Source organism: Ochrobactrum quorumnocens, from assembly GCF_002278035.1.
Taxonomy (GTDB): Bacteria; Pseudomonadota; Alphaproteobacteria; order Rhizobiales; family Rhizobiaceae; genus Brucella; species Brucella quorumnocens.
On record NZ_CP022604.1, the window covers coordinates 1,059,646 to 1,072,520 of the forward strand.

Sequence of the window (12,875 nt, forward strand, 5' to 3'; positions counted from 1 at the left end):
TTCAGGCATGAATGACGCACGCAAGCTGAAAATCGCCGCCGCTGCAGAGGCATTGACGCACGTCAGGGACGGAATGCGTCTGGGAATTGGTACCGGTTCTACAGCCGAAGAATTCGTACGGTTGCTCGCTGAAAAAGTAAGTGGCGGTTTCAAGGTTATCGGTGTTCCGACTTCTGAACGCACGGCTGCTCTTTGCACTGAACTCGGCGTTCCTCTGACCACCCTCGAAGAAACTCCACACCTTGATCTCACTATCGATGGTGCAGACGAGTTGGATGTAAACCTGACCCTTATAAAGGGTGGCGGTGGCGCTTTGCTGCGCGAAAAGATTGTTGCCGCTGCTTCCGACTCAGTGATTGTCATTGCGGACGGATCGAAAGTTGTTGAAACACTTGGCCGTTTTCCTTTGCCGATTGAAGTCAATCGATTCGGCCTTGGCGCAACTTTACGCGCTATTGAAATGGCTGCTGCGCAATGCGGCCTTGCAGGTCCGCTAGTCCTGCGGTTAAAAGATGGCTCGCCGTTTGTAACGGATGGTGGACATTATATCGTGGATGCATCTTTTGGCCGCATTCCCGATCCAAAGATTCTATCTGACGCTCTCTTCGCCATACCGGGTGTTGTTGAGCATGGACTTTTCATCGGACTGGCAAATGCCGCGGTTATCGCAGGCGCTGACGGCATCCGAACCATGAACCGGCCTTAAAACGCCGACAAGAATTGTTTGAACGGAGTACTGACCATATGATCCCGGCAACTGGCTTCCGCCGTCTGATTGCACCGTTTTCCGCACTCGTCCTGATGACAGGCGTTCATGCAGCCTCTGCTCAGGAGATTTCTGCATCGCATCTGGACGCTGCACGTGCAGCAATCTCCTCGATCAATGCCACTGAGCAGTTCGACGAGATCCTGCCGAGTGCTGCGCGCGCCCTCAAAGGTGAGCTCATTCAGAAAGATCCTAACCTTGAAGCACTCATCACCAAGACGGTTGATGACAAAGCTCTGGCGCTCGCCGCTCGCCGTGCAGACCTCGAAACTGAATCTGCGCGCGCTTACGCAAACGCATTCAGCGAAGACGAGCTCAAGGCAATTGCTGCTTTCTATACGTCTGACGCTGGTAAGAAGCTTCTTGCAGAAGGCCCAATCGTAACGCGCGAAGTCGTTAAGGCTGCCAACATCTGGCAGAACGGTATTGCGCGCGATCTCGCAACGTCAGTTGCAGAAGTTCTCGCAGCACAGGCTGGCGCAACCGCCGCCCCAGCTCCCGAACAGCCAGCTCAGCAGTAATTTGCTATTGTAACGCAGATTTTAAAAGCCCGGCCACTTGGCCGGGCTTTTTCTTTTGCTTACATAGGTTTCAATACTTGAGCGCATCCCGAAAAGTGTGAAGCGGTTTTCGGGAAAGATGCGCGTTTAAACAAAGCATTAGAGCGCCAAACTGATTCAATCAGATTGAAACGCGCTCCAGATTTTGAATGGAGAACACCATGGCCAGCTACGATTATGATCTTTTTGTTATCGGTGGTGGTTCCGGTGGTGTCCGGGCAGGGCGTCTTGCTGGCGCCATGGGCAAAAAGGTCGGACTGGCCGAAGAATATCGTATGGGTGGCACCTGCGTCATTCGCGGCTGCGTACCAAAGAAACTCTTCGTCTATGCCTCCCAGTTTCCAGAACATTTTGAAGATGCTGCTGGCTATGGCTGGGACGTCGGCAAAAGCACTTTTGATTGGAAAAAGCTGATTGATGCGAAGGACAAGGAAATCACCCGTCTTGAAGGCCTCTATCGCAAGGGGCTCGAAAATTCGAAGGTTGAGATTTTTGCGAGCCGCGCCGAACTGATCGATGAGCATACAATCGAGCTGAAGGCAGACGGACGCCGCGTCACTGCTGATCAGATTCTGATCGCGACAGGTAGCCACCCAAGCGCGCACGAAGCCTTGCCAGGCAATGAATATTGCATCAGCTCTAACGAAGCTTTTCACCTTGAAGAGCTGCCGAAATCAATCGTGATTGCTGGTGGTGGTTACATCGCAGTTGAATTTGCCAATATTTTCCATGGCCTCGGCGTTGAAACCACGATTGTTTATCGGGGTAAGGAAATTCTCTCCCGCTTTGATCCCGATATCCGCCACTTGCTTCATGAAACAATGGAAGCAAAGGGTATTCGCATTATTTGCGGTGCGATTTTCGAGAATGTCGAAAAGCAGCCAGACGGCATCCTCAAAGTCTCACTGAGTAACGGCGAAACGCTTAATGTCGGGCAGGCCATGCTGGCCATTGGTCGTAAGCCGAATACGCATGGCCTTGGGTTGGAGAAAGCCGGTGTTAAGACCGATGCTCTCGGTGCAATCGAAGTTGATGACTATTCACGCACCAGTGTTTCCAACATCTGGGCAGTTGGCGATGTCATAAATCGCGTGCAACTGACGCCTGTAGCCATTCATGAAGCCATGTGTTTCCTTGAAACAGCCTTCAAGGATAATCCGACAAAACCTGATCATGAACTGATTGCAACAGCAGTCTTCTCGCAGCCAGAAATTGGAACTGTTGGGTTACCGGAAGATGAGGCTGCAAAGAAATATCCTGAATTGGAAGTCTATCGCGCCTTGTTCCGCCCGATGAAGAATACGCTTTCGGGCCGAAACGAGAAAATGCTCATGAAGCTCATTGTAGACGCCAAGAGCCGCAGGGTTATCGGTGCACATATAATGGGGCCGGATGCAGGTGAAATGGCACAGCTTCTCGGCATTTCGCTTAAGGCAGGTGCAACCAAGGATGACTTCGATCGGACCATGGCAGTTCATCCAACTGCGGCCGAAGAACTGGTCACAATGTACAAGCCTACCTACCGCATTTTGAACGGCGAAAAGATAGACAGCTAAATCTTTCGTCGCAAGCTGATCCTGTTAACGATTCTTGCTGGTATAAAGCGAGCGTCTGCATTATATCAACGCGGTCACGTGTGCCGGTTTCCGTGCGCAGACATTCATTTGTCTGGTAGAAGCGGATGCCGGCTTTCGTGTTAAGGAGGAAGAAATCCGAGAGAAATCGCGCGGATAATTAAACAGGTGTGAAATGACGAAGAACTGGACCCCGAATTCCTGGAGAAACAAACCGATCAAGCAAGTGCCGTTTTATCCAGACGCACAGGCTCTGACCGATGTTGAGGCTCGCCTTCGTACCTATCCACCGCTCGTTTTTGCAGGCGAGGCGCGAAAGCTCAAATCACAGCTTGCAGACGTTGCTGAAGGCAAGGCATTCCTGCTTCAGGGCGGCGATTGTGCGGAGAGTTTCGCAGAACATGGCGCGGATAATATTCGCGACTTTTTCCGCGTCTTTTTGCAGATGGCCGTTGTTCTGACGTTTGGTGCCTCCAAGCCTGTTGTTAAGGTTGGCCGTATTGCTGGTCAGTTTGCCAAGCCGCGTTCTTCCGACATGGAAACGCTCAATGGTGTCGAGCTGCCATCATACCGTGGCGACATCATCAACGGCATCGATTTCGATGAGGCTTCGCGTATCCCTGATCCGCAGCGTCAGGACATGGCTTACCGCCAGTCTGCTGCGACGCTGAACCTGCTGCGTGCATTCGCGCAGGGTGGTTACGCCAATCTTGAGAACGTGCATCAGTGGATGCTCGGCTTTGTTGGCAAGAGCCCGCAGGCTGAACGTTATGCTGCTCTCGCTCAGCGTATTTCGGAAACGATGAACTTCATGCGCGCTATCGGTATCACTTCCGATAGCAATCATTCGCTGCGTGAGACCGATTTCTACACCAGTCATGAAGCTCTGCTGCTTGGCTATGAAGAAGCTTTGACACGCGTCGATTCCACATCGGGTGACTGGTACGGTACTTCAGGCCACATGATCTGGATTGGCGACCGTACGCGTCAGGCTGATCATGCGCATATCGAATATTGCCGTGGCATCAAGAACCCTCTCGGTCTGAAGTGCGGTCCATCGCTACAGCCGGATGATCTCATCCGTCTGATCGACCTTCTCAACCCTGAAAACGAAGCAGGGCGCCTGACGCTTATCGCTCGTTTCGGTTACGACAAAGTTGGCGATCATCTGCCACAGCTTATTCGCGCAGTTGAACGTGAAGGTCGTAAGGTCGTCTGGTCTTGCGACCCGATGCACGGCAACACGATCACCGCTGGCGGTTACAAGACCCGTCCGTTCGACCGTATCCTCAAGGAAGTCGAATCCTTCTTCGCAATTCATCGCGCCGAAGGCTCGCATCCAGGTGGTATCCATGTCGAAATGACCGGCAAAAATGTCACCGAATGCACGGGCGGTGCTCGCGCAATTTCTGCGGAAGACTTGCACGACCGTTACCACACGCATTGCGATCCACGCCTGAATGCAGATCAGGCGCTTGAGTTGGCCTTCCTTCTGGCGGAGCTGCTCAAGAAGGAACGTGACTCGGGTTCGGAAAAGCAGGCCGTTAACGCCTGATTGGGTATAATCACTTCAACTGACCACAGGGCGGAGGATTCATCCTTCGCCCTGTTGTATTTCGGCTGAACTCGCTTATTGATTTTGACGAAAACTCACTTTTGGGGGCATCGATGAAGCGAATTATTCTGGCGTTTCTCAATTCAATGCGTGCTCTCAAGCACTTGGCGCGACATGAAAAGGCCGTTCAACAAGAACTGGTTCTTTTTCTGATATCACTACCCGTTGCATTTTTCCTGGCCCCAAGCTGCCTTGCATTCCTGATGATGACCGGGTCGATCTTGTTTCTCATTCTGGTTGAAGTGTTGAACACTGGTATTGAAGCAACGTGCGATGCAGTTTCTCGCGATTTTCATAAAGAGATTCAGATTGCCAAAGATTGCGGATCGCTCGCGGTATTGATCGCAATTGTTTTTGTAGCCACCACATGGGGCTACATTCTCTTCACAACCTATATGGTTTGATAAAGAACAACAGTTCTTCAACTCAATCCGTTGCAATTAATTGCACAAGCGCGCTAAAGCTTGGGCATGATCAGCGCTAGCGAGAATCTCGATATGCTTCGTATTGCCGTTGCACAGCTCAACCCTGTTATGGGCGACATTGCCGGAAATCTTGCCAAGGCACGTGCTGCACGCGCAGAAGCAGCCCAAATGAACGCCGACCTCGTAATGTTCACAGAACTGTTCATCGCGGGCTATCCGCCTGAAGATCTGGTTCTGAAATCAGCATTCGTTGCTGCTTGCGAAAAGGCTGTGCGTGAGCTTGCTAAAGATACTGCAGATGGCGGTCCCGGCGTTATCATCGGCACCCCCTTGCAGCGTGATAGCGGCTTACACAATTCGATTGCAGTGCTCGACGGCGGTGAAATCATAGCCGAACGCTTCAAAGTTGATCTGCCGAACTATGGTGAGTTTGACGAAAAACGCGTTTTCCAGCCTGGCCCGATGCCCGGCCCAGTTAATTTCCGTGGCGTTCGCATTGGGATTCCGATCTGCGAAGACATCTGGGGTGATTTAGGTGTAGCGGAAACTCTGGCTGAAAGCGGTGCGGAGTTCCTGCTGGTTCCCAACGGTTCACCCTATCATCGCGACAAAATCGATCGTCGTTATCAGATCGTTCTGAAACAGGTTATCGAAACCGAATTGCCTATGCTCTATGCTAACCAGATGGGCGGACAGGATGAGTTGGTTTTCGATGGCGGTTCATTTGCGTTCAATGCCGACAAGAGCCTTAGTCTGCAGATGCCGCAATTTGCGGAGAAAATCGCACTGACAGTTTGGAAGCGTGAAGGCGACAGCTGGCGCTGTGAAGACGGCGAGAAAGCAACATTGCCGGAAGGACTTGAAGCTGATTATGCGGCCTGCATGCTGGGTCTGCGTGATTATGTGAACAAGAACGGGTTCAAGGACGTCGTGCTTGGTCTTTCAGGCGGTATTGATTCTGCAATTTGCGCAGCGCTCGGCGTCGATGCGCTCGGTAAGGATCGCGTGCGTTGTGTGATGTTGCCTTATCGATATACGTCGGAAGAGTCGCTGAAAGATGCTGCCGACTGTGCCAAGGCGCTCGGTGTGCGTTACGATATCGTGCCGATTGCTGAGCCCGTTGAGGGTTTCCTATCCGCGCTCAAGCCTTTGTTTGAAGGCACAGAAACCGGTGTGACCGAAGAAAACCTGCAAAGCCGTGCCCGCGGCACCATTCTGATGGCTATTTCCAACAAGTTTGGCTCGATGGTTGTGACTACGGGCAACAAGTCGGAAATGTCGGTGGGCTATGCAACGCTTTATGGTGATATGAATGGCGGCTTCAACCCCATCAAAGATGTCTATAAGATGCAGGTCTATGCACTGTCCGAATGGCGTAACAATCATGTTCCGGTAGGCAGTTTGGGCCCCGCTGACGAAGTGATCCCGCAAAATATCATTGCGAAGGCACCATCGGCTGAATTGCGCGAAAACCAGACAGATCAGGACAGCCTGCCGCCTTATCCCGTGCTTGACGATATTCTGGAATGCCTCGTTGAAAACGAGATGAGCAACGCCGAGATCGTCGCGCGGGGCCATGCGCTTGAAACAGTGCAACGTATTGAGCATCTGCTCAATTTGGCTGAATACAAGCGTCGGCAATCTGCGCCAGGTGTAAAAATTACCAAGAAGAATTTCGGACGTGATCGTCGTTATCCAATAACGAACCGCTTCCGCGACCGCTGAAAGATTTTGTAATGACCGTAACTGTTCGCTTTGCACCGTCTCCGACGGGTTATATTCATATTGGCAATACGCGTACCGCGCTTTCGAATTGGCTTTATGCCAAAAAGAATGGCGGCAATTTCATCTTGCGTTATGACGACACAGACGTCGAACGTTCTAAGCAGGAATATGCTGAGGCCATTGCGGTTGATCTTGACTGGCTTGGTGTGAAGCCCGACCGCGTTGAATACCAGTCAAAGCGATTTCACGTTTATGCCAAGGCTGTCGAAAAGCTGAAAAAGGCAGGCCTGCTCTATGCCTGCTATGAGACAGCTGATGAACTTGAACGCCGACGCCGGTTGCGATTGGCACGCCGTCTTCCGCCTGTTTATGGTCGTGAGGCACTGAAGCTGACCGATGAAGAAAAGGCTGCTTTTGAAGCAGAAGGGCGCAAGCCGCACTGGCGTTTTCTTCTGCCTAATTTCGAGAACGACCCATTTGTAACCACACGCACCGAAGTCCATTGGGATGATCTGGTTCGCGGCCCGCAGACTGTCGATCTGGCATCAATGTCAGATCCTGTCCTCGTTCGAGAAGACGGCACATATCTTTATACACTGCCATCGGTTGTCGATGATATTGATTTGGGTATCACGCATATCATTCGCGGCGACGATCACGTCACCAATTCAGGCGTGCAAATTGCTATCTTCGAGGCGCTCGGCGCCGAGCCGCCAGTCTTCGGCCATCACAACCTGCTCACCACGGTTTCGGGCGAGGGACTATCCAAGCGCTCTGGTGCACTGTCTATCGGTTCGCTTCGCGATAGTGGATATGAGCCAATGTCTGTTGCGTCTCTCGCGGTGCTTATCGGAACGTCTGAGTCTGTTTCCGCAGCCACCGATATGGATGCGCTTGCAGAACGTTTTGACCTTGCTTCAATTTCGAAATCATCAGCGAAGTTCGATCCAGCTGAACTTGATACGCTCAATCGGGCATTGTTGCACGCGATGCCGTACGAGAAGGCAGCAAGCCGTCTCGAAGCATTGGGTATTCATGGTGAGAATGCTGAGCAATTCTGGCTGACTGTACGTGGTAATCTTGAGCGATTTAATGATGCTGCTCATTGGTGGCAGATCATCAATGCTGATTTGCCTGAAAAGCCTGAGCTATCTGAAGAAGATCAAGTCTTCGTGCGTGAGGCGTCGGCAATACTTCCGTCCGCACCTTGGGACAAACTTACCTGGAAAAGCTGGACCGATGCTGTGAAAGCAGCAACAGGCCGCAAGGGCAAGACACTCTTCATGCCCCTGCGTATTGCTCTTACGGGGCAGGCGCATGGTCCGGAGCTTGCGGACCTACTGGTTTTGATTGGTCCGGATAGAACGAAGAGCCGACTACTCTGACTTTCGAACCTTCCGTGTAGGTTCGCTCCGTTGGCGGTGTAGTCGCTACTGGAGCAACATACGCGGTGGGCTGCACCTTTGGTTGGTCAGTTGGCGCATAGCTCGTTTCGGGCGTTTCATATGCCGGTACAACGAAATCTTCAACAGGCTCGCTCACTGCGTTCGCGACTTTGGCTTGACTTTGTTTCGATGTCTTGCTCGCAGATGATTTCTTTGGTGCAGCCTTTTGCATCTTCCGAGCTGGCGTCCAGTTTGCGGAACATGCTTGCACAAACCTGCCAGCATGTGACCTACCTGCAATTGTAGCATTCAGCTCAGCGAGTTGGTTCTCTAGTGTCCTGATCTCTGTTTGAAGCTTGTTCGCTCTTGCCTTAAGGCGTGTGCAACTTGAAGATTTACTTGCCGAAATCCCAATACAGCTCTGTTTCGCCATCTCGGTCCGACTTCGGGAAAGTTCGGCCTTATTGCGATCAAGCTTTGCTTTTGTAGAATTCAAATTACTCGTTAAACGTGCTTTTTCTTTAGGAGTACATTGCTGTATAGGTTGCGTTGTCGTGCAGCCAGCAACCAGCACTGCGGTCACCATTAGCGTCGCCAAAGAAGATACACGAAGAAAATTCTTATAAGCAATCATCATAGAACAAGCCCGTTCTGTTGTTCGTATGCGTCGATTGTCGTGTATTGCGATTAAAAAAGCATAAACGCCAAGTATGATTAATCGTACTTGGCGTTTTTTATTAAAGCGTATTATTTATATTAAAGAAATAGCTTATTTAGCCTTGCCTTTTTACTTCACCGGAGCGCTGAAGTGCTTCAACAACCGCAAGCGCGGTCATGTTAACCACACCGCGCGATGTAACCGATGGTGTGAGAATGTGAGCAGGGCGCGCAGCGCCAAGCAAGATCGGACCAACATGCAGTGCATCGGTAACGGTCTTGACGACATTCAGGGTAATATTTGCTGCATCGAGGTTAGGAAAGACCAGAAGATTGGCTTCGCCCTTGAGACGGGAATTGGGGAATACGCGATCACGCAGGGCTTGTGACAGCGCCGAGTCACCATGCATTTCGCCGTCCGATTCCAGTTCTGGTGCCTTCTCAGCAAGGATTGCTGCCGCACGACGCATTTTCTCTGCACTTGCTGACTCTTTCGAGCCAAAGTTCGAGTGAGAAACAAGTGCGGCCTTTGGCTCGATGCCAAAGCGGCTGATTTCCTTCGCCGCCAGTATCGCCATTTCGGCAATCTCACTGGCTTCGGGTTCCACATTGACATAGGTGTCGGTGAGGAACAGTGCACCGCGCTGAGAAATAAGCAGGCTCAACGCCGAGTAATCGCTGATACCGGGCAGCTTGCCGATAATCTGCTTTACAACGCGCAAGTGGCGTTCAAAGCGTCCTTCCAGACCGCAGATCATGGCTTCAGCTTCGTCGCGCATTACGGCAAGTGCAGCAATGGCGGTGGAATTGGTGCGAACGATGGTACGCGCTGCTTCTGGTGTGACGCCCTGGCGGCCCGTATAGGACAGATAGAGATCCACATAGTCGCGGTAGCGCGGGTCGTCCTCTGGATTGATCAGTTCAAAATCTTTGCCCTGACGGATTTTAAGGCCGTAGCGGCTCAGGCGTGTTTCCACAACTTGCGGACGACCAACGAGAATAGGCGAGGCAATGCCTTCTTCAATCACGACCTGTGCAGCACGAAGTACGCGCTCATCCTCTCCGTCGGCATAGATAACGCGCATCGGCTTGCTCTGTGCACGCGCAGCCGCAAAGACCGGCTTCATGATAAGGCCGGAGCGGAAAACAAAGCGGTTCAGCCTATCCATATAGGCTTCCCAGTCTTCAATCGGGCGTGTCGCGACGCCACTCTCCATCGCAGCTTTTGCAACCGCAGGCGCGATGCGCAGGATCAGGCGCTGATCAAACGGCGACGGAATGATATGATCCGGCCCGAATGTCGGTGTGTCACCTGAATAGGCACGGGCCGCAACATCTGAAGGCTCTTCGCGCGCAAGTGCTGCAATGGCACGAACGGCTGCAAGTTTCATTTCTTCATTGATTGCGGTTGCGCCTACATCAAGTGCACCGCGGAAAATATATGGGAAGCAGAGAACGTTGTTGACCTGGTTCGGATAATCCGAACGTCCGGTACAAATCATAGCATCAGCGCGTGCTTCACGCGCTGCTTCCGGCATGATTTCAGGATTTGGATTTGCAAGCGCCATGATAAGCGGCTTGTCAGCCATCTGCTTGAGTAATTCAGGTTTCAGAACACCTGCAGCCGAAAGTCCGAGGAATACATCGGCGCCACCAATGACATCCGCGAGTAAACGCGCGTCAGTCTTCTGCGCATACACTTCCTTCCAGCGATCCATAAGTGTGTTTCGGCCTTCATAGACCACACCTTCAAGGTCACAGACCCAGATATTCTCGCGCTTTGCACCGAGATTGACGAGAAGATTAAGACAGGCAAGTGCAGCTGCACCAGCGCCTGATGTCACGATCTTCGCATCTTCGATTTTCTTGCCTGCAAGTTCCAGTCCATTGAGAACGGCTGCTGCGACGATGATCGCCGTTCCATGCTGATCGTCATGGAAAACCGGGATGTTCATCTTGGCGCGGAGCTGCTCTTCAACTTCAAAGCACTCAGGTGCCTTGATGTCTTCGAGGTTGATGCCGCCAAAGGTCGGTTCCAGAGCCGAAACCACGTCGACAATACGTTCAATTTCAAGAGCATCGATTTCAATGTCGAAAACATCGATATCAGCGAACTTCTTGAAGAGGACAGCCTTGCCCTCCATTACCGGCTTGGATGCGAGTGCGCCAATGTTACCAAGACCGAGAACGGCAGTGCCGTTGGAAACGACCGCTACCAGATTGCCACGCGCCGTATATTCGGCAGCAGCAGCAGGATCTTCATGGATCGCAAGGCACGGGGCCGCAACGCCTGGCGAATAGGCCAGTGCAAGATCGCGCTGATTGCCGAGCGGCTTCGTGGCCTGAATTTCCAGCTTGCCGGGCTTTGGATAGCGGTGGAAAAACAGCGCCGCTTCGTCAAAATCTGAACGCGTGGAAGTGGAGGGGGTCTTTTTGTTGGTCATTATCGCATCGCTTTCCGGTTCATACGCGCAGCCGGGGGAGGAAACCGCGCCGTGACGCCAATTTGCGTCTTTTGAGCCATTACCGTTCTTATCTCAAACTATCAAATCACTATAGGTCCGATTTCAAGAAGCAGTTATTCCGCAGCCACAGGGTATTTCAAATCAAGCCGCTTCTTTTATGGCGGTAGACATGCCACCAAGCGATCCCACCAATCAACCGGATTTTGGTTGACGCGCGGAAATGTCCACCTGTTCCGCTTGTTTTGTGCTCTCTACGGGATGGCGGGCTTCACTTTGTGAGGAACATTACTCCTATCTAAATATCAAAAAAGCGCGTGAGCATGAGCTCTAATATCAGAATTCTTATATAAGACTATACTTTAGTAGCTAACTATATTGAACTGTTTCGCTCAATTTTAAGAAGATTATACTTAGTAAAATTCAGTAAACAGGCAAAGGTATGTGTCATGAACGCCGGTCTTGAAGATGTGGTCGCAACTGAAACGGTTTTATCAGATGTCGATGGTCTTTTGGGGAAACTAGTAATTCGCGGGCGATCACTCGATAGTCTTATACCTCACACCTGCGTCGAGGATTGCATCGAATTATTGTGGGATGGCTTTTTTGACGATTTTCCCAAGGGGGCTGAGCTTCAGCGCGCATTAGGCGAAGCACGGGTTCAGGTCTTCCATCACACCGACGCCATTGATGATGAGCTTCTTGATTTGCAGCCCATCGAAGCGGTTCGTGCGCTCATAGCAAGAATCCCAGATGGCGACGATCTTACGGCGGCACTTTATATGGTCGCCGCACCAGCAGTTTTTACACCCGCTATTATCCGTGCAAAGCGCGGCAGACAAATGGTTTCCCCGGATCCGTCACTTCCACATAGCGTCGATATTCTGCGGATGGCGAATGTCCGGATGCCTGAAGAATACGATGTTCAGGCTCTGGATAGCTATCTTGTCTCTGTTTCGGACCACGGGTTGAATGCGTCGACTTTTGCTGCGCGTGTCGTAGCGTCAACCCAAGCCGGAATGACATCTTCAATTCTTGCCGCCATTGGCGCACTGAAGGGGCCATTGCATGGCGGTGCTCCGGCTCCAGTACTTGATATGTTGGACGCGATAGGTAAAGCGGAAAATGCCAAGCAATGGTTGGAAGATGCAATATCCAGAGGTGAACGATTGATGGGATTTGGCCATCGCGTTTATCAAGTCCGTGATCCGCGTGCCGATGCCATCAAGGCAGCTCTCATGCACGTTCTAGAGAACAAGAGTAAAGATGAAAGCAGGCTAATGCTGGCTGAAGCCGTTGAAGCTGCGGCAATTTCTGCATTGGCAAGCCATAAGCCAGACCGTTCGCTTGCAACCAATGTCGAATTCTACACCGCGCTTCTTCTTGAGCAGTTGGACTTCCCACGTGAGGCTTTTACCTGCGTATTTGCCATGGGACGAGCGATGGGCTGGGCCGCGCATTGTCGCGAGCAGATAAGAGAAAACAAGCTCATTCGACCCAAATCACATTACATTGGACCAAAGCTGGAACTGGCAGTCTAATCATACCAAGGAACTAATCCGCCTTAACGATTAAAGTGGATGTTTATAGTTTCTCTCGATCCTCCCCTTAAGCGCGAAACCTGACGTTTCGCGCTTCTTTTTTCTTCGTCATATGTTTGTGACATGAATCGGGTTTTCTGCGCTCAAATCCGGGTTGCCAACAGA

9 protein-coding genes are annotated in these 12,875 nt (G+C 51.6%); 8 read left to right on the plus strand and 1 reads right to left on the minus strand.

Going from position 1 to position 12,875, the window contains the following annotated elements; genetic code table 11:
- Positions 1 to 7: 7 nt before the first annotated feature.
- The 7 genes from rpiA (at position 8) to gltX (ending at position 8,050) form a co-directional block, all read left to right on the plus strand.
- Complete coding sequence (gene rpiA, locus CES85_RS14645; protein WP_095446630.1) at positions 8 to 706, plus strand: ribose-5-phosphate isomerase RpiA; 699 nt, start codon at positions 8 to 10, stop codon at positions 704 to 706.
- A 38-nt stretch (positions 707 to 744) separates the two neighbouring features.
- Positions 745 to 1,287, plus strand: a complete 543-nt coding sequence (locus CES85_RS14650) for a DUF2059 domain-containing protein (protein ID WP_095446631.1) — start codon at positions 745 to 747, stop codon at positions 1,285 to 1,287.
- A 200-nt stretch (positions 1,288 to 1,487) separates the two neighbouring features.
- Positions 1,488 to 2,882 (plus strand): glutathione-disulfide reductase, encoded by a 1,395-nt coding sequence (gene gor / locus CES85_RS14655; protein ID WP_095446632.1) that lies wholly within the window; start codon positions 1,488 to 1,490, stop codon positions 2,880 to 2,882.
- A gap of 193 nt (positions 2,883 to 3,075) precedes the next feature.
- The gene (locus tag CES85_RS14660) at positions 3,076 to 4,455 is read left to right on the plus strand and encodes a class II 3-deoxy-7-phosphoheptulonate synthase (RefSeq protein WP_095446633.1); all 1,380 of its coding nucleotides are present in this window, start codon (positions 3,076 to 3,078) and stop codon (positions 4,453 to 4,455) included.
- Positions 4,456 to 4,568: 113 nt separating this feature from the next.
- Positions 4,569 to 4,919 carry a diacylglycerol kinase gene (locus CES85_RS14665; RefSeq protein WP_095446634.1) on the plus strand — a complete coding sequence of 117 codons (351 nt, stop codon included), beginning with the start codon at positions 4,569 to 4,571 and terminating at the stop codon, positions 4,917 to 4,919.
- A 66-nt stretch (positions 4,920 to 4,985) separates the two neighbouring features.
- Positions 4,986 to 6,665, plus strand: coding sequence for an NAD+ synthase (locus CES85_RS14670; protein WP_095446635.1), 1,680 nt, complete (start codon positions 4,986 to 4,988; stop codon positions 6,663 to 6,665).
- A gap of 11 nt (positions 6,666 to 6,676) precedes the next feature.
- Positions 6,677 to 8,050: a glutamate--tRNA ligase gene (gene gltX, locus CES85_RS14675; protein ID WP_095446636.1), complete on the plus strand. Its 1,374-nt coding sequence runs from the start codon at positions 6,677 to 6,679 to the stop codon at positions 8,048 to 8,050.
- 773 nt (positions 8,051 to 8,823) lie between these two features.
- Here the strand turns inward: gltX and CES85_RS14680 are convergent.
- Positions 8,824 to 11,151, minus strand: a complete 2,328-nt coding sequence (locus tag CES85_RS14680) for an NADP-dependent malic enzyme (protein ID WP_095446637.1) — start codon at positions 11,149 to 11,151, stop codon at positions 8,824 to 8,826.
- A 467-nt stretch (positions 11,152 to 11,618) separates the two neighbouring features.
- Here CES85_RS14680 and CES85_RS14685 point away from each other — a divergent pair, with 467 nt between their 5' ends.
- Positions 11,619 to 12,710: a citrate synthase/methylcitrate synthase gene (locus tag CES85_RS14685; protein WP_095446638.1), complete on the plus strand. Its 1,092-nt coding sequence runs from the start codon at positions 11,619 to 11,621 to the stop codon at positions 12,708 to 12,710.
- Positions 12,711 to 12,875 lie beyond the last annotated feature (165 nt).

What these genes read in the sequence shown, in the direction of transcription:
- gltX (WP_095446636.1), top strand. Translation starts at nt 6,677, where the DNA reads ATGACCGTAACTGTTCGCTTTGCACCGTCTCCGACGGGTTATATTCAT.
- CES85_RS14680 (WP_095446637.1), bottom strand. Translation starts at nt 11,151, where the DNA reads ATGACCAACAAAAAGACCCCCTCCACTTCCACGCGTTCAGATTTTGAC.
- rpiA (WP_095446630.1), top strand. Translation starts at nt 8, where the DNA reads ATGAATGACGCACGCAAGCTGAAAATCGCCGCCGCTGCAGAGGCATTG.
- CES85_RS14665 (WP_095446634.1), top strand. Translation starts at nt 4,569, where the DNA reads ATGAAGCGAATTATTCTGGCGTTTCTCAATTCAATGCGTGCTCTCAAG.
- CES85_RS14650 (WP_095446631.1), top strand. Translation starts at nt 745, where the DNA reads ATGATCCCGGCAACTGGCTTCCGCCGTCTGATTGCACCGTTTTCCGCA.
- gor (WP_095446632.1), top strand. Translation starts at nt 1,488, where the DNA reads ATGGCCAGCTACGATTATGATCTTTTTGTTATCGGTGGTGGTTCCGGT.
- CES85_RS14670 (WP_095446635.1), top strand. Translation starts at nt 4,986, where the DNA reads ATGATCAGCGCTAGCGAGAATCTCGATATGCTTCGTATTGCCGTTGCA.
- CES85_RS14660 (WP_095446633.1), top strand. Translation starts at nt 3,076, where the DNA reads ATGACGAAGAACTGGACCCCGAATTCCTGGAGAAACAAACCGATCAAG.
- CES85_RS14685 (WP_095446638.1), top strand. Translation starts at nt 11,619, where the DNA reads ATGAACGCCGGTCTTGAAGATGTGGTCGCAACTGAAACGGTTTTATCA.